Source organism: Sphingomonas sp. 1F27F7B, assembly GCF_005503355.1.
Classification (GTDB): Bacteria; Pseudomonadota; Alphaproteobacteria; order Sphingomonadales; family Sphingomonadaceae; genus Sphingomonas.
This window is the reverse complement of sequence record NZ_SCMK01000032.1, coordinates 1-23,147: the sequence shown is the minus strand read 5'-3', so window position 1 is coordinate 23,147 and position 23,147 is coordinate 1. Positions and strand designations below refer to the sequence as shown.

At 67.2% G+C, this 23,147-nt stretch carries 23 protein-coding genes and 1 pseudogene; 11 read left to right on the top strand and 13 right to left on the bottom strand.

The features are described 5' to 3' along the window. Positions 1-134 precede the first annotated feature (134 nt). Both FFS08_RS21190 and FFS08_RS21185 read right to left on the bottom strand, forming a co-directional pair. The gene (locus FFS08_RS21190) at positions 135-1,112 is read right to left on the bottom strand and encodes an agmatine deiminase family protein (protein WP_137864511.1); all 978 of its coding nucleotides are present in this window, start codon (positions 1,110-1,112) and stop codon (positions 135-137) included. Between the two features lie 19 nt (positions 1,113-1,131). Continuing rightward, positions 1,132-2,751: a M28 family metallopeptidase gene (locus FFS08_RS21185; protein ID WP_137864512.1), complete on the bottom strand. Its 1,620-nt coding sequence runs from the start codon at positions 2,749-2,751 to the stop codon at positions 1,132-1,134. 98 nt (positions 2,752-2,849) lie between these two features. Between FFS08_RS21185 and FFS08_RS21180 the strand changes: the two genes are divergently transcribed. Then, entirely contained in the window at positions 2,850-4,169 is a 1,320-nt protein-coding gene (locus tag FFS08_RS21180; protein ID WP_137864513.1) for an alpha/beta hydrolase family protein, read from the top strand. Between the two features lie 231 nt (positions 4,170-4,400). On the opposite strand, the gene FFS08_RS21175 is transcribed toward FFS08_RS21180, so the two are convergent. Continuing rightward, complete coding sequence (locus FFS08_RS21175) at positions 4,401-5,846, bottom strand: CehA/McbA family metallohydrolase (protein WP_137864514.1); 1,446 nt, start codon at positions 5,844-5,846, stop codon at positions 4,401-4,403. A gap of 180 nt (positions 5,847-6,026) precedes the next feature. Continuing rightward, positions 6,027-8,528, bottom strand: a complete 2,502-nt coding sequence (locus FFS08_RS21170; RefSeq protein WP_137864515.1) for a TonB-dependent receptor — start codon at positions 8,526-8,528, stop codon at positions 6,027-6,029. Between the two features lie 258 nt (positions 8,529-8,786). On the opposite strand from FFS08_RS21170, the gene FFS08_RS21165 reads away from it, so the two are divergent. After that, positions 8,787-10,772: an alpha/beta hydrolase family protein gene (locus tag FFS08_RS21165; RefSeq protein WP_137864516.1), complete on the top strand. Its 1,986-nt coding sequence runs from the start codon at positions 8,787-8,789 to the stop codon at positions 10,770-10,772. A 3-nt stretch (positions 10,773-10,775) separates the two neighbouring features. Here the strand turns inward: FFS08_RS21165 and FFS08_RS21160 are convergent, their stop codons facing one another. Then, positions 10,776-11,543 carry a nucleotidyltransferase domain-containing protein gene (locus FFS08_RS21160; protein WP_137864517.1) on the bottom strand — a complete coding sequence of 256 codons (768 nt, stop codon included), beginning with the start codon at positions 11,541-11,543 and terminating at the stop codon, positions 10,776-10,778. A 223-nt stretch (positions 11,544-11,766) separates the two neighbouring features. Continuing rightward, a complete protein-coding gene (gene rpsD / locus FFS08_RS21155; protein WP_086128258.1) occupies positions 11,767-12,381 on the bottom strand; it encodes a 30S ribosomal protein S4 in 615 nt (204 codons plus the stop codon). 180 nt (positions 12,382-12,561) lie between these two features. Between rpsD and FFS08_RS21150 the strand changes: the two genes are divergently transcribed. Further along, complete coding sequence (locus FFS08_RS21150; RefSeq protein WP_137864518.1) at positions 12,562-12,864, top strand: chorismate mutase; 303 nt, start codon at positions 12,562-12,564, stop codon at positions 12,862-12,864. A 61-nt stretch (positions 12,865-12,925) separates the two neighbouring features. Here FFS08_RS21150 and FFS08_RS21145 read toward each other — a convergent pair whose 3' ends face one another. The 5 genes from FFS08_RS21145 to rpiB all read right to left on the bottom strand — a co-directional run bounded on the left by FFS08_RS21145 (position 12,926) and on the right by rpiB (position 16,350). Next, positions 12,926-13,198: a hypothetical protein gene (locus tag FFS08_RS21145; RefSeq protein ID WP_137864519.1), complete on the bottom strand. Its 273-nt coding sequence runs from the start codon at positions 13,196-13,198 to the stop codon at positions 12,926-12,928. A gap of 84 nt (positions 13,199-13,282) precedes the next feature. Next, a complete protein-coding gene (locus FFS08_RS21140; RefSeq protein WP_137864520.1) occupies positions 13,283-14,008 on the bottom strand; it encodes an RNA methyltransferase in 726 nt (241 codons plus the stop codon). Then, positions 14,005-14,466 carry a transcriptional regulator NrdR gene (nrdR, locus tag FFS08_RS21135; protein ID WP_137864521.1) on the bottom strand — a complete coding sequence of 154 codons (462 nt, stop codon included), beginning with the start codon at positions 14,464-14,466 and terminating at the stop codon, positions 14,005-14,007. The genes FFS08_RS21140 and nrdR overlap by 4 nt, the downstream gene beginning before the upstream one ends. A 124-nt stretch (positions 14,467-14,590) precedes the next feature. Next, on the bottom strand, positions 14,591-15,901 hold the full coding sequence (glyA, locus tag FFS08_RS21130) for a serine hydroxymethyltransferase (RefSeq protein ID WP_137864522.1): 1,311 nt from the start codon (positions 15,899-15,901) through the stop codon (positions 14,591-14,593). Further along, complete coding sequence (gene rpiB, locus FFS08_RS21125; RefSeq protein ID WP_137864523.1) at positions 15,898-16,350, bottom strand: ribose 5-phosphate isomerase B; 453 nt, start codon at positions 16,348-16,350, stop codon at positions 15,898-15,900. The genes glyA and rpiB overlap by 4 nt, the downstream gene beginning before the upstream one ends. A 58-nt stretch (positions 16,351-16,408) precedes the next feature. On the opposite strand from rpiB, the gene FFS08_RS21120 reads away from it, so the two are divergent. After that, the gene (locus FFS08_RS21120) at positions 16,409-16,660 is read left to right on the top strand and encodes a hypothetical protein (protein WP_137864524.1); all 252 of its coding nucleotides are present in this window, start codon (positions 16,409-16,411) and stop codon (positions 16,658-16,660) included. Beyond that, entirely contained in the window at positions 16,660-17,133 is a 474-nt protein-coding gene (locus tag FFS08_RS21115; protein ID WP_137864525.1) for a hypothetical protein, read from the top strand. Before FFS08_RS21120 ends, FFS08_RS21115 begins: the two co-directional genes overlap by 1 nt. Here FFS08_RS21115 and FFS08_RS21110 read toward each other — a convergent pair. Next, positions 17,118-17,954, bottom strand: coding sequence for a LytTR family DNA-binding domain-containing protein (locus FFS08_RS21110; protein WP_137864526.1), 837 nt, complete (start codon positions 17,952-17,954; stop codon positions 17,118-17,120). The genes FFS08_RS21115 and FFS08_RS21110 overlap by 16 nt on opposite strands. A 48-nt stretch (positions 17,955-18,002) precedes the next feature. On the opposite strand from FFS08_RS21110, the gene FFS08_RS21105 reads away from it, so the two are divergent. The 6 genes from FFS08_RS21105 (at position 18,003) to FFS08_RS21080 (ending at position 22,591) form a co-directional block, all read left to right on the top strand. Continuing rightward, positions 18,003-18,569 carry a DUF1579 family protein gene (locus FFS08_RS21105; RefSeq protein WP_137864527.1) on the top strand — a complete coding sequence of 189 codons (567 nt, stop codon included), beginning with the start codon at positions 18,003-18,005 and terminating at the stop codon, positions 18,567-18,569. Between the two features lie 156 nt (positions 18,570-18,725). Next, positions 18,726-19,970, top strand: coding sequence for a BtaA family protein (locus FFS08_RS21100; protein WP_137864528.1), 1,245 nt, complete (start codon positions 18,726-18,728; stop codon positions 19,968-19,970). After that, positions 19,967-20,629 carry a class I SAM-dependent methyltransferase gene (locus FFS08_RS21095; RefSeq protein ID WP_137864529.1) on the top strand — a complete coding sequence of 221 codons (663 nt, stop codon included), beginning with the start codon at positions 19,967-19,969 and terminating at the stop codon, positions 20,627-20,629. Before FFS08_RS21100 ends, FFS08_RS21095 begins: the two co-directional genes overlap by 4 nt. A gap of 7 nt (positions 20,630-20,636) precedes the next feature. Then, positions 20,637-21,050, top strand: coding sequence for a response regulator transcription factor (locus tag FFS08_RS21090; RefSeq protein ID WP_137864530.1), 414 nt, complete (start codon positions 20,637-20,639; stop codon positions 21,048-21,050). Positions 21,051-21,288: 238 nt separating this feature from the next. Further along, entirely contained in the window at positions 21,289-21,813 is a 525-nt protein-coding gene (locus tag FFS08_RS21085) for a DUF4199 domain-containing protein (RefSeq protein ID WP_137864531.1), read from the top strand. Positions 21,814-22,177: 364 nt separating this feature from the next. Next, positions 22,178-22,591 carry a hypothetical protein gene (locus tag FFS08_RS21080; RefSeq protein WP_212742058.1) on the top strand — a complete coding sequence of 138 codons (414 nt, stop codon included), beginning with the start codon at positions 22,178-22,180 and terminating at the stop codon, positions 22,589-22,591. A gap of 463 nt (positions 22,592-23,054) precedes the next feature. On the opposite strand, the pseudogene FFS08_RS21075 reads toward FFS08_RS21080, so the two are convergent. Next, positions 23,055-23,147, bottom strand: a pseudogene (locus FFS08_RS21075) (IS5/IS1182 family transposase); the annotation flags it as partial.

Genomic DNA, 23,147 nt, shown 5'->3' with positions numbered 1-23,147 from the left:
CTTCAATCGTCCAGGAAACGGATCGCGCAATTGCGCGCCGCACGCCTATCCGGGGACAGCCGGACCGGCGCCGGCGCGGACGCTTTCACTCCGCCACGCGGCCGGGAGTGAAAGCTGTTTCAATCCCGGTGCGCCTAGGCCGGGATCTGCTGGCTGATGCAGTGAAAGCTGCCGCCACCGGTCAGGATATGATCCGCGCGCTGGCCGATGATCGCCCGGCCCGGAAAGAGCCTTGCCAGCCCCTCGATCGCCGCCTGATCGTTCTCCTGCCCATAGAGCGGGACCACCACCGCGGCATTGCCGATATAGAAGTTCATATAGCTTGCCGGGATGATCTCCTCATCCTCGTTGAGCACCCGGCCCGGCGAAGGGAAGCGCACCACTTCGACGCCGGCACGCTCGGCGCGGGCGGCGGCATCCTGATAGATGCGCCAATTGGGGTCGTTCTCGGCGCCCTCGGGGATCAGCAGCCGGTTGGGCCCGATGAAGCGGGCGAGATTGTCGACATGGCCGTCGGTATGGTCGTTGAGCAGGCCGTCGCCCAGCCACAGCACCTGCGTATAGCCTAGGTCCTTGCGCAGCATTTCCTCGATCTCGGCCTTGCCGAGCTGCGGGTTGCGGTTGCGATTGAGCAGGCATTGCTCGGTGGTGACCACCAGGCCGGTGCCGTCGCCGTCGATCGCGCCGCCTTCGAGGATCCAGCCATGATCCTCGACTCGCATCCGGGCGCGCTCGGCCAGGCGGTGGCCGATATCGTCATCGCCTTCGAGATCATATTTGCCGCCCCAGCCGTTGAACTGGAAGTCATGGGCAGTGCCGTCGCCACCGATGATCGCGGCGGTGTCGCGCAGCCAGATGTCGCCGAACGGCTCGACCACCACCTTGGCGGAATTCCCCGCCAAGGTTCGGGCCGCCTTGGCGGACTCCTCATTGGCGGCAACCAGGATCACCTGCTCGCCCTTGCCGTCCGCGTGCACCGCCTTGGCAAAGGCGGCGACTTCCAGCCGGGCGGAGGCCAGGTCCTCGAGCCAGAGTTCGGGATGGCTGGGAAAGCCGATCCAAACGGCGTGATGGTGCGCCCATTCGGGCTTGGGGGGAGGCGGAATCGTCATTCCGCCCCCATAATCCCGTTCACTGCCCGGCGCGAGACTTGTCGCGGATCGCGCGGAATTCGGCGGTCGGATACCAGTTGGGCCAGGCGGCGCCATCGGCCAGCTGCCGGCCAAGGCCGTAATAGACGTTGAGATCAGAGACCGCGCCGCTCCAGTCCCAATTGGGATCATATTCGTCCTGGGGCTTGTGATAGCGGTTCTGGGTATAGTCCTTGGCGGCCTTCTCGCCGGCTTCCTTGCCGCCGTTCACCAGGTCGTCGCCGCTCTCGCCATAGAGCATCGGCACCCCCAGCTTGGCGAAGCTGAAATGGTCCGAGCGGTAATAGCCGCCGGCCTCGGGCCGTTCCTCGGGAACGATCACCCGGCCCTCGGCGGCGACGATGGGCTTCACCAGGTCCTCAAGCTCGGACTTGCCGGCGCCGACCAGCACGAAATCCCGGGTCTTTCCAATGACGTTGAGCGAATCCATGTTCACCCCGCCCACTGTCCTGGCGAGCGGATAGACTGGGTTCTCGGCGTAGAACTTGCTGCCCAGCAAGCCCGATTCCTCGGCCGTGACCGCCAGGAAGACGATGCTGCGCCGGGCGGGGCCGGCCTTGGCATGCGCCTCGGCCAGCGCGACCAGCCCGCCGATGCCCGAGGCATTGTCGACCGCACCGTTGCAGATGTCGTCGCCATTCACCGCGTCGCAGCGGCCGAGATGGTCCCAATGGGCCGAATAGAGCACCACCTCATCCGGCTTGCCCGTGCCGGGAAGGATGCCGACGACATTCTTCGAGGCCTGACGCTTGATGGAGTTTTCCCAGCTGACAGAGGCCTTTACTCCAAGCGGCACGGCCTTGAAGCCCTTCTGCGTCGCGGCGGCGGCGAGCGTGTCGAAGTCCTTGCCCGCCGCGGCGAAGAGCGCCTTGGCCTTGTCGAGCTGCATCCAGCCGATCGCCTGGCTCTGGTCCATGTGATCGCCCGGCGTGTCCTGCTCGAGCTGCGGGCCGGTCCAGGAGGATTGGACGACGCCCCAGGGATAGGAGGCCGGGAAGCTGTCATGCACGATGATCGCGGCGGCCGCGCCCTGGCGGGCGGCTTCCTCGAACTTATAGGTCCAGCGGCCATAATAGGTCATTGCCCGCCCCTCGAACAAACCCTTGGTATCCGGGGATTTGTAGTCGGGATCATTGACCAGGATGACCACCGTCTTCCCCTTCACGTCCAGGCCGGCATAGTCGTTCCAGCCGCGCTCGGGGGCGTTGATGCCATAGCCGACAAAGACCACGTCGCTGTCCTTGATCGCGACCTTGGGGACCACGCGGTAGGTGGCGATCACCATGTCCTTGCGATAGTCGAGGCTGACCGGCGCCTTGCCTCCGGTGAAGACCAGCGGCCGGACATTGCCCGCGGTGAGTTCGACCAGCGGCACATCCTGGGTCCACTGCCCCTTGTTGCCCGGCTTCAACCCGGCCTTTTCAAAGCGTTGGACGATATAGGCGATCGTCTTGTCCTCTGCCGGCGTGGTCGGCGCGCGGCCCTCATAGGCATCGGAGGACAGTTCCTTCGTCACGTCCTTCATCGTCTCGACCGGGATGGTCTGGGCATTGGCCGCGGTGCCCGCGAGCAGGAGGGCGGCAGTGAGCAGGTGGCGCATGGGATCCCTTCCGGAACATCTCTGCGACGATGTTGGCAAGGGTTGCGCGATCCGGCAATGCGCGGCAGCATGGTAGCGATAACATAGGAGGGGTTACCATGCGCTTGTGGACGCTTTGGGCGCCGATATTCGCGCTCGCTTTGCCCGCAGCCGCGCAGCAGCAGGATTACCGGGCCGCCGATGCCGATCGCCAGGCAATGCTCGACCGGCTGGGAATCAGGGAAATCCGCCCGGGCGCCGACGGATTCGACCCCAAGGCCTCCAATGCGGCCAATTATGACGAGGCCAGAACAGGCACGCCCGAGCTTCCGAGCCTGATGCGTATGGACCACGGCCATCCGGCCCGAAGCCGCAAGGATTGGGCCCGCCGCCGCAGCGAGATCGTCGCGCGGTTCGATCGCGAAATCTATGGCCGCGTGCCGCTAACCGCCCCGAAGATAAGGTGGAATCTCGTCAGAGAGGAAAAGGCGGTCGAAGCCGGCATGCCGGTGGTGAAGCGCTGGCTCGAAGGCGTGGCGGACAACCGGGCCCGGCCGCAAGCATCCGCGACTCTTGCCGTCCGCTATACGCTGCCGGCCGGCCGCCGCCGCGTGCCGGTGATGCTCTCCTTCGGCTTTCCCGAGGGGTTCCGATTTCCCGGGCCGCCCCGCCCCGCCGATCCCGGCCCGCCCCCTGGCGAGCAGCTGCTCCGCCGCGGCTGGGGCCACGCCGTGGTGGTGGCGAGTTCGATCCAGGCCGACAATGGCGGCGCGCTCAAGACCGGCGTGATCGGCATCGCGCTGAGGGGCCGTCCGCGCGCGCCGGACGACTGGGGCGTCCTGCGCGCCTGGGCCTGGGGCGCCAGCCGGGCGCGCGAGGCCATCGCCGCCGACGCGCAAGTCGACCCGCGCCGGATCGGGATCGAGGGCCTGTCGCGCTACGGCAAGGCGGCGCTGGTGGCGATGGCCTATGACCCGCAATTCGCGATCGGCTTTGTCGGCTCGTCAGGCGCGGGCGGCGCCGCGCTCTATCGCCGCAATTTCGGCGAGCGGATGGGCAATCTGGCGGCGAGCGGCGAGTATCACTGGTTCGCCGGCAATTTCCTGAAATATGCCGGGCCGAAGACCGAATTCGACTTGCCGATCGACGCGCACATGCTGATCGCGCTCGTCGCGCCGCGGCCATTGTTCCTGGGGGCGGGCACGGTCGACACCGGCGATGGCTGGGTCGATCCCAAGGGCAGCTTCCTGGCGGCGGTGGCGGCATCGCCGGCCTGGGAAATCCAGGGCGCAAAGGGGCTGAGCGCGACGGCGTTCCCGCCCGAGCTGACGCCGGTGACGGGCGGCACCCTGGCCTTCCGCCAGCATCGCGGCGGGCACGATAATCGCGACAACTGGCCGAGCTTCATCGACTTCGCGGTGCGCGAACTGGGGAAATGATCGCAGCGGTTGGAAAGGGCCGCCTGAAGCAGGTTGGCGATTGCTCCCACCCACTAGCGAAGGCGGGGATCGAGGGATCCAGAGCGGCGCTCCATGCGGCTCTAAATCCCCGCCTTCGCGGGGATGACGGCAGAGGGGTAGCGGCGGCAAGGAAGGCAGATCCCGGAGGAGCATGCGAGCAGCACAGCGCTCGGCCTGAAGCCGCCCTGCCCCACCTTCCTTGCGCATGCCTCAGCCGCGCCCGCAGCGCACATAGATCGGGTTGCCGACCAGCAGCAGCTTGCCGTCCTCGGTCGTGACGTTGACTGCGATCCAGCCACAGGCGGCCTTGCGATCGAGGCGGAAGGCGACCAAGGGAGCGACGGGAAGCGCCTGCACCGCGGCGCCATTGGCGATCAGCACCGCCTTGCCTGCCGCGACGCCGGCGATCGTCGCGGTGACGTCGATCCGCGCGCCGGCGGCAAGCGCCTCGCCCATCACCGCGCGGCTGTCGCCCGACGCGGCCGCGACGTCGAGCATCCGGTCGCGCGTGCCCTGGACGTCGATGAAGACGCGGCCGGCACGGATGCCCGCCAGGATCGCGGGCGTGGACAGCTCCGCGGCATGGACCACGGTGGTGGGGCGGCCGATCGGGGCGCGGCCGGCCTGAGCATCCGGATCGTGATTGTCGCTGCCGCCAATGCCGGCAAGGCGATCGCCCGCATTCAGCCGCTTGTACCAGAAGCCCATGCCCGAGAGCGGCGTGTCGACCGTGTTGGCGTTGATCGCCTCGATCGCGGCGATGCCGGCCCAGTCGGTATCCGGCCAGATCCAGCCGCAGCCCATGCAGGCTTCGCCCGAAGGCAGCGCGGGATGGTTGATCGAGAGGATCGCCCCGGCCTCGGCCACTGCCTTCTCCATCGCGGCGACATTGGGGACACCCGGCGTGCCGATGCGGAAATCGACCCAGCGATCGAGGCCGATGGCATTGGCATGGCCGCCAAAGGTGGTGATCTCGGTCCCCGGGATCAGCAGGATCGTGTCGAAATAGGGCTGGAGCTCGCGCAGCCCGTCGAAATGCGAGACGGTGTTGTGATCGGTGACGGCGACGAAATCGAGGCCGGCCCGGGCGGCCGCGTCGACCGTGCGGAAGAGCGGGCATGGGACCTTCCTGCCCGCCTTGCTGGCACAGCTGCCGTCCGAATGGGCATCGTGCATGTGGAGATCACCGCGGAACCAGCCCGGCCCGGCCCGGACAGGGCCGTCGGCAATGGCGGCGCTGGCGGTCCGGGCGGCGCCGCGATCGAGGAATATCTCGATCCGATAGGGGCTGCGCGCATCCTTGCGGGCATTGGGCACGCCGAGCTGGACGTGCCAGCGGCCGGCGGGCAGCGCGCCGGGCAGATAGCCGGGCGAGGCGTCGCTGGCGGAAATAGTGAAACGGTCGCGCGTGCCGCCGCTCCAACCGCGGAAGCGCTCGGGATCGAACAGGCCGAGATCTACGACCGTCCGGTTCGCCTTGTCATAGGCGAGGCGCACGGTGATGCGCCGGGTCCCTTCCGGCACGTCGAAGGGGATCTGCCGATAGCTCTCGTGATCCGCGCCGGTGATCTCGCCGGTGACGACCTGGTCCGCCTGCTGCGCATGCGCGGGAGCGTGGGCGAGGAGGAGGCAGAGCGCGATCAGCAAGCGGAGCATGGGGCAGTCCCTTGGAGAAGGACCGTCATCCCCGCGCAGGCGGGGATCCAGGGTCATGAGCAATGCCGCTTTTGGCTCTGGATCCCCGCCCGCGCGGGGATGACGATCAAGGGGTGAGGAACGAAGAGGTAGGGCGAAGAACTGGGGAAGAGGAAGATACGCCTCCCCTTCCCCGGATACTCAGAACGAGAAGTCGACCGCGAAGCGGATGTTGCGGCCCACGATCGGGCGGCCGATGAACAGCAGGTCGTTGGCCTGGCCGCTGGTCAGCTCGCCCGCGCGCGGATTGCCTTCGGTGAGGCCGATCGTGTTGGTCAGGTTGTCGCCATAGGCCCAGAGGCGGATGTTCTTGGTGAGGCCCAGGCTGACGCTGGCATTGATCACCGTATAGGCCGGCAGCTTCGAAGTGTTCGCCGCATCGGCATAGCGATCGCCATAATGCTCGACGTCCATCTGCGCGCGCAGGCGCCCGTCGAACAGCGTCACCGCCGGCGTGGCCCGCAGCGAGAGCTTGGGCACGCGCAGCAGCTGGTTGCCCGAATAGTCGCGCGCGACCAGGCCGCCCGACGTGTTCTCATTGTAGCGCAGGTTGCGGAAGGTCGGCTCCTGTACCGTCGCCTGGACAGTGAAGTCGAACCACTTGACCGGGCGCAGCGTCGCCTCGAGCTCGACGCCATAGGCACGCGTGTCGGTATAGACCGTCTGCTGGATGACGCCGGTGGCCGGCGGTGGCGCGAAGACGAAGTTGCCGATCGAATAGGAATCGTAATCGGTCAGGAACGCTGTGGCATAGACGCTGATCAGCGGGGTGGAGAGCTTGAGCCCGCCTTCCCACATGTTGATGCCCTGGATCACCGGCTGCGCGGTGGCGCTGGTGATGAAGCTGCCCACGCTCGGCATGCGGAAGGCATGGGTGTAGCGCGCGAACACGCCGCCGACCTTGGCGAACTGCCAGTCGATGCCGGCGGTATAGCCGATATCGTGGAACTTGCGATCGAAGTTGGTGAACACGCCGTTGCCGGTGAGCACATTGTCGTCGGCCAGCGTGGTGGGATCGCCCAGATTGACCGTCTTCTGGCCTTCCTGCGCGCCGCGGGCCTTCATCTGCTCCCAGCGGATGCCGCCGTCGAAGCGCAGCGTCGGCGTGATCTGCCACTCGTCCGACGCATAGAGCGCGATCGTCGTCTGGCTGCCGGTGCCGTTGGCGAATTCCGAGCCGTAGCGAGCGACGCCGTTGCGCGTGAGCGAGCCGACCACCGCCCCGGTGGCGTTGACCGCGACCACGTCGAGCAGGCGCGAATTGTTCGACACGTCCTGCACCGTCGATGCCGAGTAGCGGCTGAAGGTCTCGTCGATGTTCGCATAATAGAAGCCGAGCGCGAAATCATGCGTGCCCGCGGCTTCGAACTTGTGGGCAATACGGAAGTCGTTGAGGAACTCGCGCTCCCAGACGGTCACCGGACGGGCGGCGTTGATGAAGAGGTCGCCATTGCCGTTCTGGTTGGCGACGTTGAACGCCTGGCCGTTGTCGGCATAGCGGATCTGCACGTCGGTCGCGCCCGGGAAGGCGCCGAGCAGCGCCGCGCGGTTCGCCGCGAGGAAGGCCGTCGCGGTGCTGACCGAGGTGGGATAGACGCCGTTGCGGACCGTGTAGCTGTCGCGATAGCGCATGCCGTTGGTGAGCTTCCAGCCCGGCGCGAACTCGTAATCGGTGAGGACCGAGCCCTGATCGAGGCGGACATCGGTGCCCTTGGTATTGTCGAAATTGACGATGCCGGTGGCGCTGCGCAGCGACAGCTTGGCCGAGGCGGGGCTGGCGGTGGTGCCATAGTGCGGATCGAAGCCCGGCAGGCCGACGATCTTGCCCTTGCCGTCCTTGGTCAGCGGGATGCCGGTGTAGAAGATCGCGTTGTCGTCCAGATGCTTGTAGCTGAAGGTCAGCGAGCCGCCGTCGAATTCCTTGACGAGGTCGGCGCGGATCTGGCCGCCCTTGTTGCCGGTGAAGCCGGGGTCGCGGACGCCCTGCTCGCTGCGGTAGAAGCCGCCGACGCCGAGCTTGAGGCCGTCGCCCAGCGGAGCGCCGATCCAGCCGTCGAAGCGGTAGAGCTCGGCGGTGGGACCATAAAGGACGCGGGCGTTGCCGGTGATCGAATCGCCGGCGCGACGCGTGATGTAGTTCACCACGCCGCCCGGGGCGTTCGAATAGAAGACCGACGAGGGGCCGCCGCGGACCACTTCGATCCGGTCGATCGATTCGTCGAGGCGGAAGGCCTGGTCGGCGTTGAGATAGCCGAGCGCCGGATCGTGCTGCACGGGCAGCCCGTCCTCGAGCAGGTTGATCGAGCCGAAGCCGTCGACCGGGATGCCGCGGGCGCGGACATTGCCCGAGCCTTCGCCGCCCGAGGCCTCGACCCAGAAGCCGGGGACCGACTTCAGCGTCTCGGTCACGCTCGACGGCGCGCGCGAGCGGATCATCTCGTTCGACAGGGTGGTGACGGCATAGCTGGTGTCGAGCTTGGTACGCTCGCCAGCGCCGGCGCGGCCGGTGACGACGATCTCCTCGTCGGGCGTGACGGCATCGGTGGTGGTCGCTGCCTCCTGTGCCTGGGCGAGCGCCGGAACGCTCGCCGTCAGCAGGAGGGCGGTGAAGCTGGAGCGCGTCAGCATATGGCTGATCTGCATTGGTATTCCCCTTTCGCATGGACAGCGCAGGCTGCTGCCGGGGCGCGCTAGGCGTCTGCTGTTGCGATAGGACGGCGCGGAGAAGACACCGAAATGAAGCTATTTTTTCCGAATCGTGACAGCGATTGCCGGTGTGCATGGAGCCTGTCACAGGGGGCATGGGGGCACGACCGGCCCCGAGGTTCCGCCCGGTACACGCCGGGCGGATTGCCAAAGCGTGGGCATCGGCTAGGCTTCCTCGGAACAGGGGGAGGAATCATGAAGAACTTCGTTCGCGCGGCGCTGCTCGCCGCCTCGGCCGTGCCGGCGCTCGCTTCCGCGCAGAGCCAGGACGCGCGCAATTTCGGCGCGCGCGAGTTCGTGCAGCAGATCAGCCTGTCGCCCGACGGCACGCAGGTGGCGATGATCGAGCCGCTGGCCGGCCGCGGCGACGCGCTGGTGGTCGCCAATCTGCAGACCGGCGCCAGCAAGGCGGTGCTCACCGCGAGCGGCGATCCAGACCGGCTGACAAGCTGCCGCTGGGCAAGCTCGACCCGGATCGTCTGCAACATCTATATCATCGAGCAGCTCGACAAGAAGCTCGCCTTCACCCGCATGGTCTCGCTCAACGCCGACGGATCGGACTTCAAGCTGCTGAGCAAGCGCACCAGCGCGACTGCGCTCGACATCACGCAGTCGGGCGGGGACATCATCGACTGGGGGCCCGACGGATCGGACGGATCGGTGCTGATGACCACCATGTTCGTCCCCGAACATTCCACCGGCACGCACCTCGCCAACACACGCGAGGGCATGGGAGTGGAGCTGGTCGACACGACAACGCTGAAGCGCAGGAGCGTGGAGCAGCCGCGGGGCAATGCCAGCGAGTTCATCAGCGACGGGCACGGCAATGTCCGCATCCTGGGCGTGGCGGAGACGCGCGGCGGCGGGATCAACACCGGCCGCTACACCTATAGCTATCGCACGCCGGACAGCCGCGAGTGGAAGAAGCTGGGCGAACTCGTAGCGGACGGCGGCGGCGGCTATGCCGGCTTCAATCCCTATGCCGTCGATCGCGAGGCCAATCTCGTCTATGGCTTTGACGGCAACGAGGGGCGGCTGGCGCTGTACAGCATCGCCCTCGACGGCAGCCTCACCCGCAAGCTGGTGTTCGCGCATCCCCAGGTCGATGTCGACGGCCTGGTCCGCATCGGCCGGCAGCGGCGCGTGGTCGGCGTGAGCTACGCCACCGACAAGCGCAGCACCGAATTCTTCGATCCCGAACTGCGCAAGCTGCGTGTCGCGCTCGGCAAGGCGCTGCCCGGCAAGCCGCTGGTCACTTTCGTCGATGCGACCGCCGACGAGAAGAAGCTGCTGCTGTTCGCCGCCGGCGACACCGATCCGGGCACCTATTATGTCTATGACAAGACCAGCCGGCAGCTGGCCGAGATCATGCCGTCGCGACCGGAGCTCGCCAAGACCGGCCTCTCGCCGATGCGGGCGGTGAACTTCCCGGCGGCGGACGGCACTTCGATCCCCGGCTATCTCACCTTGCCGCCCGGCAGCGACGGCAAGAATCTGCCCGCGATCGTGATGCCGCACGGCGGACCGGGCTCGCGCGACGAATGGGGCTTCGACTGGCTGGTCCAGTTCTACGCGGCGCGCGGCTTCGCGGTGCTCCAGCCCAATTTCCGCGGATCGACCGGCTATGGGGACTCGTGGTTCCAGAAGAACGGCTTCCAGTCGTGGCGCACTGCCATTGGGGATGTGAATGACGGCGGCCGCTGGCTCGTCGCGCAGGGCATCGCCACGCCGGACAAGCTCGCGGTCGTCGGCTGGTCCTATGGCGGCTATGCGGCGCTGCAGAGCCCGGCCCTGGATCCCGACCTGTTCAAGGCGATCGTGGCGATCGCGCCGGTGACCGACCTGGAGACGCTGCGGAGCGAAGCCCTGGGCTTCACCAGCTACGACATGGTCAGCAAGTTCATCGGCAGCGGGCCGCACGTGAAGGAAGGCTCGCCGGCGCAGAACGCCCAGAAGATCAAGGCGCCGGTGCTGATGTTCCATGGCGACCGGGACCTGAACGTGGGCATCGGCGAATCGCGGCTGATGGCATCGAAACTGCGGGGCGCGGGCAAATCGGTCGAGCTGGTCGAGTTCAAGGGCCTCGACCACCAGCTCGAAGACAATGGTGCGCGCGCCCAGATGCTCGACAAGAGCGACGCGTTCCTGCGCACGGCGCTGAAGCTTCCCGCCAGGCCCTGAGCGCTAGGCGCCGAACCGAGCCGGGGATGCGCGCCAGGAGCGGTGCGCGACCTGGACGTCGCCGTCGAAGCGCATCCCGCCATGCGGCGCGAGCTCCCGCTCGGCGAGCGTGACGACGGCATCGGCCGCATTCGACGCGAACAGCGCCCGGAAGGCGTGGTCGAACCGGCGCGCAAGCCCGTCGTCGATCCCGGCGAGCGCGCGCGGCACCCATTTGCCCGTCGCGTTCCACCGGCCGCGGCCGCGCAAGGCGAGCTCGGCCAGCAACGGATACAGCAGGACGCCGATCCCGACGCGCTCGGCCTCGTCCCGGGCGCCCCGCAGGTCCTGCACCGCATCGGTGATCGCATAGCGCAGCGCATCCAGCTGCGCCGGCGCCATCGGCGGAGGCCCCTTGGCGAGCAGGCCCGCCACCACTTCCCGCAGCCGCCCCGCCCGGTGCGGGGCACGACCGATTGCCGTCGCCTCGGCGATCATGGCGAGGAGGCTGGGCCGGCCGCGCGTCGCGGCGACATCGATCGCCCAGGCCAGCGTCTCGTCGTCATGGACGAACGCTTCCACCGGCACGCCCCCCGTCACGAAGGATTCGCGCCGCGAGGATTCGATCCGGTCGTACAGCACGATCAGGTCCAGGTCGGAATGCGCCGTGCCCTCGCCGCGCATCAGCGATCCCGCGACGAGCGCGAAAGCGGCATCCGGATAACGCGACGCCACTATCGCGCGGGCGGCGGCCAGCACTTCTGCCGGCGTGGACGAAGTCGGATCGATCATGCCGGCATCTGTGCCGGAACCCCGGGGACCGGACCAGACCGGACATCCGCCATAGCGGTGCGATCCCCGCGACACGAAAAAGGGCGGCCCCGCAGGACCGCCCCGTTTCTCGTTTCCTTCCGGATCGGCACCGCGGCAAAAGCCGCGCCGTCGGTCGGCGCTTTCGCCGCCGCCGGCCGAGCCGCTGACCATGGCCGGCTCCGGCTCGCGCCGGAGCCCGGCATCAGCGGCTGTAGAACTCGACCACCAGGTTCGGCTCCATCTTCACCGGATACGGCACCTCGTCGAGGGTCGGCACGCGCGTGAAGGTGATCTTCGAGGCGCCGTCCGGCGACACATAGTCAGGGATGTCGCGCTCGGCCAGGCTCTGCGCCTCCATCACCAGCGCCATTTCCTGCGCCTTGGCGCGGAGCGACACGGTCTGGCCCGGCTTGATGCGGCGCGAGCCAATGTTGCACTTCTCGCCGTCGACCAGGACGTGGCCGTGGTTGACCAGCTGGCGGGCCGCGAAGATCGTTGGCGCGAACTTGGCGCGATAGACGATCATGTCGAGGCGCTGCTCGAGCAGGCCGATGAGGTTCTGCGACGTATCGCCCTTCATCTTCGACGCGTCCTCATAGGCGCGCTTGAACTGCTTCTCGGTGACGTCGCCGTAATAGCCCTTGAGCTTCTGCTTGGCGCGCAGCTGGATGCCGAAGTCCGACATCTTGCCCTTGCGGCGCTGGCCGTGCTGGCCCGGGCCGTATTCGCGCTTGTTCACCGGGGACTTAGGACGACCCCAGATGTTCTCGCCCATGCGGCGATCGAGCTTGTACTTCGCGCTGGAACGCTTCGACATTCTGTAATCCTTGCAATCGCTAACAACGGTGTTCCCGGTATCCGCCTGCTGATCTCGCCAGGGAGGGCAGGGCCACCGCTTCACCGGGGGTGCGGGGCCATTGCGAAGGCGCGCGGTTAGCGGCGCCCGCGCGCCGAGTCAAGCTGGACAGCGGCGCGCCGCCCGGCCAAGGGAGCCGCCATGCAAGAAACGATCGATCCCGAAGCCTGCACGACCATGATCGAGGTCCGCGCCGGCGTCGACGCGGTGGACGCGGCGCTGGTCCAGCTCCTCAAGCGCCGCTTCGGCTATATGGACGCCGCCGCGCGCATCAAGCCCGAGCGTGCGCATGTCCGCGACGAGGCGCGCAAGACGCAGGTGATCGCCAATGCCCGTGCGCATGCCCGCGCCGCCGGCATTCCCGACGCGCCGATCGGCGAGATCTGGGACAGGCTGGTCGAAGCCTCGATCGCCTATGAGCTCGAGGCGTTCGACCGGCGCTGACGTGAAATGCGAGTGCGGGCATCCGCGCGGCGGCCGACGCAGCCGGCGCGTGGAAATCCGCTCAGTTGCCGCCCGGCGTAATGCCCAGGCCGCCGGTCCGGCCGCCCATGTCGCGGTCCAGCTTCGTGCGCGCATTGGTCGAACGGTCGCTCATCGCGTCCCATTCCGCCTTGGTATGACATTCGCGCTTGCTCATGATCGAGCCGGTGGCGACGACCGCCCGGCAGATCTTCTTCTCCGATGCGGCCTTCTTGTCGGCGGCGCCATCGGCATCCTGATGGGCAAGCGCCGGGGTAGCAAGAGCGAGCAACGCAAGCACAGGTACGAAACGCATCAAAATCCCTCCCCACTCGAAAGATTCGCAAAGTCTAGCGGGATTTCACATCTGCGAAAAGCAGAAGTGTATTGCAGCGCTGTATCAGCTGCCGCGGTGGCGCTTCTTTCCTTCGAGCGCCGAAAGCACGCCGCGCAGCGTGCGCAATTCCTGGCTCGACCAGGCCGGCTTGGTGAGCAGGGTGCGCAATGTGCGCTTCGTCGACGGCACGCGATCGGGCGGGAAGTAATAGCCCGATTCCTCGAGCATCGCATCGAGCTGGCCGATCATGCCGTCGAGTTCGTCCTGCGGCGCCGGGGGATCGAGCTCCTCCTGCGTCGGCTGGGCAAGGCGCACGCCCTTCGACCATTCATAAGCGACGAGGATCACCGCCTGGGCAAGATTGAGCGAACCGAATTCCGGATTGATCGGCACGGTGACGATGGTGCGGGCAACGGCCACGTCATCGGTCTCCAGGCCCGAGCGCTCGGGACCGAACAGGATCGCCGAGCGGCCCTCCTCGCGATGCATCTCGCGGGCAGCCGCCTCAGGGGTGGCCACCGGCTTGGAGACGCCGCGCTTGCGCACCGTGGTGGCATAGACGTGCGCGCAATCGGCCACTGCGTCGGCGACAGTCTCAAAGACCTCGGCCCCTTCGAGGACGATATCCGCGCCGCTGGCCGCGGGGCCCGCGCTCGGATTGGGCCAGCCGTCGCGCGGGGCGACGAGGCGCAGATCGACCAGCCCGAAATTGAGCATCGCGCGCGCTGCCTTGCCGATATTCTCCCCGAGCTGCGGGCGGACGAGGACGATGACGGGGGGCTGGCTCAACTCTTCCCCACCTCGCTCACATTGCCGGCAAATTCCTCGAAGTCCTTCGCCTCGCGGAAGTCCTTATAGACGCTGGCGAAGCGGATATAGGCGACCGAATCCAGGCCCTTCAGCCCTTGCATCACCAGCTCGCCGATCTTCTGCGACGGGATCTCGGTGTCGCCCATCGTCTCCAGCTGGCGCTGGATGCCGGAGACCAGCTTCTCGATCTGCATCGCATTGACCGGCCGCTTGCGCGTGGCGACCGAGATCGAGCGGACCAGCTTGTCGCGATCGAACGGCTCGCGCTTGTCCTCGGACTTGAGCACGGTCAACTCGCGCAGCTGGATGCGCTCGAACGTGGTGAAGCGCGCGGCACAGGCCTCGCACTGGCGCCGGCGCCGGATCGCCGCCCCGTCTTCAGTGGGGCGGCTGTCCTTTACCTGGCTGTCTTCATGTCCGCAGAAGGGGCAGCGCATCTATTGCTCCTGACGGAGAAGCGGTACCAGCCCGCTCCCCCACCCGGCCACCCATAGAATACCCCGCCGGTGGGTGGCCGGGTGGGGGCGCGGGCCGGCACCGAACGCGCGGGCGCGCATCAAATCAGAGCTCCGGATAGATGGGAAAGCGCTCGCACAGGGTGCGGACGCGCTCGCGGACATTGGCTTCCACCTGGGCGTCGCCCTGCTCGCCATTCTTCTTGAGGCCGTCGAGCACGTCGGCGACCATGTTGCCGATCTCGCGGAACTCGGCGGGGCCGAAGCCGCGCGTGGTGCCGGCCGGCGAGCCGACGCGGATGCCGCTGGTCTTGACCGGGGGCAGCGGATCGTTGGGGATGCCGTTCTTGTTGCAGGTGATCGCAGCGCGCTCAAGCGCCTCGTCGGCGTCCTTGCCGGTCACGCCCAGCGGCGTGAGATCGATCAGCGCGAGATGCGTGTCGGTGCCGCCCGAGACCACGGCCGCGCCGCGCTCCTTGAGCGTGGCCGCCAGGATCTTGGCATTCTCGACGATCGCGGCGGCATAGGCCTTGAACGAGGGATCGAGCGCCTCGCCGAACGCCACTGCCTTGGCCGCGATGACGTGCATCAGCGGCCCGCCCTGGAGGCCGGGGAACACCGCCGAGTTGATCTTCTTCGCGATCGCTTCGTCATCGGTGAACACCGCACCGCCGCGCGGCCCGCGCAGCGTCTTGTGCGTGGTGGTCGTCACGACATGGGCGTGGCCGAACGGCGTCGGGTGGACGCCGCCGGCGACCAGGCCGGCGAAATGCGCCATGTCGACCATGAAGATCGCGCCGACTTCATCGGCGATCGCGCGGAAGCGGGCGAAGTCGATATGGCGCGGATAGGCCGAGCCGCCGGCGATGATGATCCGCGGCTGGCTCTCCTTGGCCTTGGCCAGGACCTCGTCGAAGTCGATCAGATGGGTTTCGGGATCGACGCCGTACTGGACCGCATTGAACCACTTGCCCGACATCGCCGCCTTGGCGCCGTGAGTCAGGTGGCCGCCCGAATCCAGGCTGAGGCCCATGATCGTGTCGCCCGGCTTGGCGAGCGCGAGCATCACCGCGCCGTTCGCCTGGGCGCCCGAATGCGGCTGGACGTTGGCGAACGCGCAGCCGAACAGCTGCTTGGCGCGGTCGATCGCCAGCTGCTCGACTTCGTCCGAGGGGTGGCAGCCCTGATAATAGCGCTTGCCGGGATAACCCTCGGCATATTTGTTGGTGAAGACCGAGCCCTGCGCCTCCAGCACCGCCTTGGAGACGATGTTCTCCGAGGCGATCAGCTCGATCTGATATTGCTCGCGCGTCAGCTCGTGCCGGACCCCTGCGAAAACCGCCGGATCCGCCTCGGCCAGGCCGCGGGTGAAATAGCCATCCGGCTGCACGCCAGTCTCTACGGGGTTGGTGCTCATGCAGGGTTCCTTTCGGGATGGCTGAGCTTCTCGACGCGGCGCTGATGGCGATCGCCGAGGAACTCGGTTGCGAGGAAAGTGGTGATGCAGGCCTTGGCCATTTCGATCCCGACGAGACGGGCACCGAGCGCGACGACGTTCGCGTCGTTGTGCTGGCGGGCGAGGCCGGCCGAGAGCGGTTCGGAGACGAGCGCGCAGCGGGCGGCGGGATTGCGGTTCACTGCGATCGAGATGCCGATGCCCGAGCCGCACAGCGCGACGCCGCGCGCGGCCCGGCCATCCTCGATCGCCTTCGCCAGGCGGTAGCCATAGTCGGGATAGTCGACGCTCTCGGGTCCGTTGGTGCCGAGATCCAGCACGTCATGCCCTTCGTTACGCAACCATTCGGCGAGTTCTGCCTTCATGGCGTAGGCGGCATGGTCCGATGCGATGGCGATGGTGTATGGCATGCGCGCTCCCCTACGCCGCAAGGGACCGGCTGGCTAGACCGACTATTCGGAGAGAAAGATGCGCAAGACGATTTTCACCCTGCTTCCCGCACTGGCCCTGGGCCTCGCGGCCTGCTCGCAGAGCGCGCAGGACAATCTGAGCAATTCGCTGAACGAAACCGGCGATTCGCTGGCGAACAGCATGAACGACATGGGCAACACGCTGGGCAATGCCGCCGACGATGCCGGCGCCGCGATCGACAATACCGCCAGCGACATCGGCAACCGCGCCGAGCATGTCGGCAACGCGATCGACGAGGCGACGCGCTGATGCGGCCGCTCCTCCTCCTCGCGCCCGCGCTGGCGCTCGCCGCGTGCCACGCCGCCGACAAGGCCGCCGATGCCACCGCCAATGCCACCGAAACCGCGGGCAATGCCGCCGTCGCAGTGGGCGGCTCGATCGCCAATGCCGTTGCCGAGGGCGCCGCCGACCTGAAGAACCAGGTATCGGGCAAGGCCGTGGACCGCGACGGCTGGGTCGGGCGCTGGAAGGGCGTCGAGGGCACCTATCTCGCCGTCTCGAAGGGCAAGGACGCCGGCACCTACACGCTCGAGATGCAGTACACGCTCGACGACAAGGGCAGCTTCGAGGGCAAGGGCACGCGCGAGGGCATCGCCTTCGAGCGACCGGACGGCAAGCAGGTCCTGAAGGCCAGCGACGGCGATGCGACCGGCTTGAAGTATCTGGCCGGCAAGAAGGATTGCCTGACGGTGAAGACCGGCGAAGGCTATTGCCGCGACTGACGCGCGCCTAGCCACCCGCGCGCCCGCGCTTCCGCCGCATAGGTGGTGCTGACGGGGACGGTGCCGCCGCCGGCGAGGCGCAGGCGCCAGCGCCGTCCCTCGCGCTCGGCGCCTTCCACCGCGCCGGCGCAGACCCAGGCTCCGCGGTGCACCCGCGCGCCGTCGAGCCCCGCGACTTCGGCCAGCGCGTCGCCGAAGCGATAATGGATCAGCGCGCTCTGGCCGTCGCGGCGGAGGACGCGGCAATAATGGTCCTCGGCCTTGATCGCCGCGATATCGCCGGCGGAGACCCGGGCACGGGCGAGCAGGCCGGTATCGGCGCGCACCGGCCGCGCCCGGCGCAGCACCAGCCAGGCGACGGCCCGGCAGACCGCGAAGATGCCCAGGCTGATCGCCGCCGCGCCCAGCCAGACCTCGATCGGCACGGCCCGCATCTCGACGCCGACGGCCCGGCCGCACAGCCAGATCTCGAACGGCAGGGGCAGGTTGAGCGGGATCGCGCCGAGCAGCGAGACGCGCGGCCAGTCGCTCGGCTTGCGCACGCCCCAGGCGAACAGCGCCTGCCATTTGAGCGCGTTCCACCCCATCAGCAGCAGCCAGAAGGCGATGCGCGTGCCGGGCGGCAACGCTCCGGTGCCGAACCCGCCGGTGACCATCATCAGCGCGGCCGCGGCGAGGCAGGCGATCCACAACAGCGGGAAGCCGGGCACCGGCGCCTTGGGCACCGCGCGTTTCGCGAAGCCGAGCGCGCGCTTCGCGAAACCGCGCTTGCGCAGCGGAAGGGCGGCGGGGCCAGTGCGGAGCGACCGGGCGGCGGGCATGGCGGAAAGGCTGCCATGCCCGGCCCCGGATCACAACGGGAGACACCGATGCTTCGCCTGTGCCTGATTCTCGCCGCCCTCGCCCTGCCCGCCGCGGCAAATGCCCAGGCCGCCGACACCGCCGCAATGGCCGCCCAGGCCGAAGCGATGCACAAGCTCGACTGGATGCACGGGAAATGGCGCGGCGAGGCCAGGATGCAGATGCCGGGCGCGGGCGAGCGCGTGGTGACGCATACCGAGCGCGTCGGCACGATGCTCGACGGGACGATCGCAGTGATCGAGGGCAAGTCGTTCGGCCCGGACGGCAAGGTGCCGTTCAATGCCTTTGCCGTGGTCTCGTTCGACGCGCGGACCAGGAGCTATGCCATGCAGAGCTATACCGGCGGGCGATCGGGCAGCTTCCCGATGACGGTCACCGAACGGGGCTATGCCTGGGAAATCCCCGCCGGGCCCAATGCCAAGGTCCGGTACAAGGCCGTCTTCGACGGCACGACCTGGACCGAGACCGGCGATTTCGCCGCCGACGGCCAGCCGCCCCGCCCCTTCTTCAAAATGACCCTGACGCGCATCGGCGATAGCGACTGGCCGGGCGCCGGCGGCGTTGCACGGGATTGATTTCGCAGGGCTGCTGACTCTAGGGGCGTCCCGGGGGCACCCGCGACGAAGCGTTGCGGGTGCGCAAGCGAGCCCCTAAAGTGACGCCGGTTCGTCACAAAGGGGTAATAGGGCGAGGCGGTCGCCGCCTGTCCGCCGGGCGTCCAGGAGTCACTGATGGGTTCGATTACCAAGACGCCGAAGAACGTCGCCGTCCGCGGCGCCGTGCACCGCCACGAGCACATGACCAAGGAAGGCCTGCTCGAGCGCGCGTTCACCTTCGCGTTCAGAGGCCTTGTCTATCCGCAGATCTGGGAAGATCCGGTGATCGACATGGAGGCGCTGCAGCTCCGGAGCGACCATCACATGGTCACGATCGCCTCGGGCGGCTGCAACGTCTTCTCGTATCTCACCGCGAACCCGGCCAGGATCACCGCGGTCGATCTCAACCCGGCGCACATCGCGCTCAACAACCTCAAGAAGCAGGCGGCGCTGAACCTGCCCGATTACGCGGCGTTCCACCGCTTCTTCGGCCAGGCGAACAAGGCGGAGAATGTCGAGGCCTATCGCCAGCATATCGCGCCGCATCTCGATGCGCCCTATCGCGACTATTGGGAGCGCCGCGGCCTGAACGGCACGCGCCGCATCGATGCGTTCAAGCACGGCTTCTACAAATACGGCCTGCTCGGCCGGCTGATCGGCTTCGTCCACTGGCTGGCGCATCGCTACGGCATCGATCCGCGCGAGATCCTGGCGGCGAAGAACATCGAGGAGCAGCGCCAGATCTTCGAGACGCGCTTCGCGCCCTTCTTCGAGAAGAAGTTCCTGCGCTGGCTGGTCGACCAGCCCGCCGCCCTGTTCGGCTTCGGCATCCCGCCGGCGCAATACGACCTGCTCAAGGTCGACGATCAGGCGGGTATCACCGGCGCGCTCAGGAGCCGGCTGAAGAAGCTGGCCTGCGACTTCGACCTGAAGGACAATTTCTACGCCTGGCAGGCGTTCGGCCGCGGCTATGGCGAGGGGCCGGACGCGCCGCTGCCGCCCTATCTCGAGGCCAGGAACTGGGACGTGGTGCGCGCGCGCGCCGACCGGGTCGATATCCGCCACACCAATTACGCCGATTATCTCGAATCGATGCCCGCCCAGTCGCTCGACCGCTTCATCCTGCTCGACGCGCAGGACTGGATGACCGACGAGCAGCTCACCCGCATCTGGAGCGAGATCACGCGCACCGCCAAGCCGGGCGCCCGCGTGCTCTATCGCACCGCAGCGATCCCCGACGTGGTGAAGGGCCATATCCCCGACGCGATCATGGACCAGTGGGAATATGAGGACCAGGCCAGGCTCGACGACTGGACGCGCCGCGACCGCTCGTCGGTCTATGGCGCGACGCACGTCTGGACGCTGAAGCCGCACGCATGAGTGCCGCGACCGGGGGCGCCGACCAGAAGGGGCTGATGGACGCAACCTATGCGCTCCATCGCCACTTCTACGACTTCACGCGCAAATTCTATCTGCTCGGCCGCGACGCGCTGATCCGCGGACTGAACCCGCCCAGGGGCGGGACGGTGCTGGAAATCGGCTGCGGCACCGCGCGCAACCTGATCGTGGCGGCAAAGCGCTTCCCCGAGGCGCGCTTCTTCGGCTTCGACATCAGCGAGGCGATGCTGGAGACGGCACGCGCCTCGGTCGAGAAGAACGGCCTGTCGGGCAAGGTCACCCTGGCCCAGGCCGATGCCGGCGCATTCGACGTGCAACGGCTGTTCGGCGTCGAGCAGCTCGACCGCGTGTTCATGAGCTACACGCTCTCGATGATCCCGCCCTGGGTGGAAGCGATCGAGCTGGGGGCCCGGGCACTGGCGCCGGGCGGCAGCCTGCACATCGTCGACTTCGGCCAGTATGAGCGGCTGCCCAAGTTCGCGAAGAAGCTGCACTTCAAGTCGCTGAACGACTTCCACGTGTTCCCACGCGCCGAGCTTCCGGCGGTGCTGAAGCGCATTGCCGAGGAACAGGGGCTGCGGCTCGATTTCCGTTCCACTCTGCGCGGCTATGTGTGGAGCGCGACGCTGACGCGGGATTGAGCCCGCCATGTGGAAGCGCATCGTCCTGTACGGCGCGCTTCTGGCCGCGGGGACGCTGCTGCTGCAATGGCTCGACTATCAGCGGCTGGTGCACAGCCATGTCGGCGATGTCTTCACCTTCCTGATCGCGGGCGGCTTCCTGGCGCTGGGCGTCTGGCTGGGCGCCAAGGTGATCGCCCGGCCGGCGCCGCGCGCGTTCGATGGCAATCCGCAGGCGGTGGCGACACTCGGACTCTCGCCGCGCGAGATGCAGGTGCTGGAGGAACTGCTCGCCGGGCGATCGAACCAGGAGATCGCCGAGCGGCTGGGCGTGTCGCGCAACACGGTGAAGACGCATGTCGCGCGGCTGCTCGACAAGCTGGGAGCGAAGCGGCGCGGCGACGCCGTCGCGCGGGCACGGGAACTGGGGATCGTTCGCTAGGGTCGAGAACGCAGATTCTTCCCTCGTCGCCTCGGCCCTGAGCCGGGATGACGATGGGAAATCAGATATTTGCTTGAGTCCCCAATCCATGCCCGCTGCCTCCCCATGGTTCCCGCCCGCGCGGGGATGAACTTTGGCGGGAGGCGCGTTTCGCGCAAATCACCCCTTCGGGCGATTGCAGGGCGGGCTTGCCCGGCGCTTCCTCAGGGCGCAACCTGAACCCAAGGAGGACATCGACATGCTCCGCACCGCTTTGGCTTATGGCGCGATCGGCGGACTGATCGCCGGCGGCCTGCTCTCCATCGTCGTTCTCAACTTCAAGGACGCCATTGGCGCCTATGGCATGGCGATCGGCTATCTGATCATGCTGATCGGCCTGAGCACGATCTTCATCGCGATCAAGCGCCAGCGCGACGTGGAACAGGGCGGCGTGATCCGCTTCTTCCCCGCGCTCGGGCTGGGCGTGGCGATCAGCCTGGTCGCGGGGGTCGTCTATGCCCTCTGCTGGGACGTGGCGCTCCACATGATCGGGATCGACGCATTCATCGACAGGTTCGCGGGAGACATGCTCCAGGGCAAGACCGGCGCTGAGCTGGCCAGTGCAAAAGCCGAGCTGGAGAGCTTCCGCGCCACCTATCACAACCCCTTCTTCCGGCTGCCGATGACCTTCATGGAGATCTTCCCGGTGGCGCTGGCCGTGTCGCTGTTCTCGGCCGTGACGCTCCGCAACAGCCGCTTCCTGCCGGCGCGGACCGCGGACTAGGGTCAAGACCCGTTCAGCAAACCTTGTCATCCCCGCGCAGGCGGGGATCCAGGGTAATGCGGGATATCGGCACCACCACGCGAACGCCGTCCGGAAAGGACGGGGCCTGCCACCCCGGCTCCGCGCCTGGCCCTGGATCCCCGCCTGCGCGGGGATGACGATTGAAGGAATATGAGTCCCCAACCCAGGCAGCGAACCCATAAACGGCCGCTGTCGACGCGAGAGCTAAACGACCGACATTGGGTGGCTAGCGGTCATTGCCCGCTCCGTCGGACCATTCATGTGATATTCGCTCCGCATGCCGATATCTGTTTTCGAGAATGGCTCCGAAGAGCCTGTCACATTCATCCTGGATCCCGGTGACGTGCATCACGAACTGCCGCCACTCGCTCGAATTGGCGTTCGATACTCATTTGGGTTGGGCCTAGTCGATCGCACGTTCGCCGACATTGGGGAGCGCACCATTCGGTTCTGGTGCGAAGGCGAGATGCGCGACGTCGAAGTCGTGCAGCCCAACGCATTCGATCTCCTGCTGTGGGATATATGCGTCAAGGGGGGATGCTGTGGCGGGCCAGCGAGTCACGTTACAGACCTGCTACCCTCCAATGGCATCGTCACGGCTGCGGAGTTCGCAAGCCTTGTAATCCAGGCGGAAGGCGGTGGCGGCAATGAGGAATGGCTCGCAGCCAAATTCGTCGAGCGCATGGGTAGCTCCTCCATGCCCGCCCAGGCGCTCGTGCAAAACCTAGCGCAACCTTTCGATGTCGATGCCGACTGAACATCCGCAACTGGGGCGCTAGCCGGCAGGCCGCTTTTATGAGTCTACGGCCTAGGTTGAGAACCCAAACAAGTATCTGATTTTCCTTCGTCATCCCCGCGCAGGCGGGGATCCAGGGCCAGGCGCGGAGCCGGGGTGGCGGGGTCCTGTCCTCTCCGGACAGCGTTCGCGCGGTGGTGCCGGTATCCCCTGCTACCCTGGATCCCCGCCTTCGCGGGGATGACGATTGAAGGAATATGAGTCCCCAACCTGGGTTGTGGACTCATTCAGCTAACTCCGTCATCCCCGCGCAGGCGGGGATCCAGGGTAGCAGGGGATACCGGCGCCATCATGCGAACGCCGTCCGAGGGCAGAACGTGCCGCACCTGCTCCACGCATAACTCTGGATCCCCGCCTGCGCGGGGATGACGAAGGAAAATCAGATACTTGTTTGGGTTCTCAACCTAGGGTCAGGACTCATTGGTCATAGCCAGAAGATGATGGTGGCGGCGAGCGCGATGGCGGAGAAGAAGGTGGTGGGGCAGCGGTCGTAACGGGTAGCGACGCGGCGCCAGTC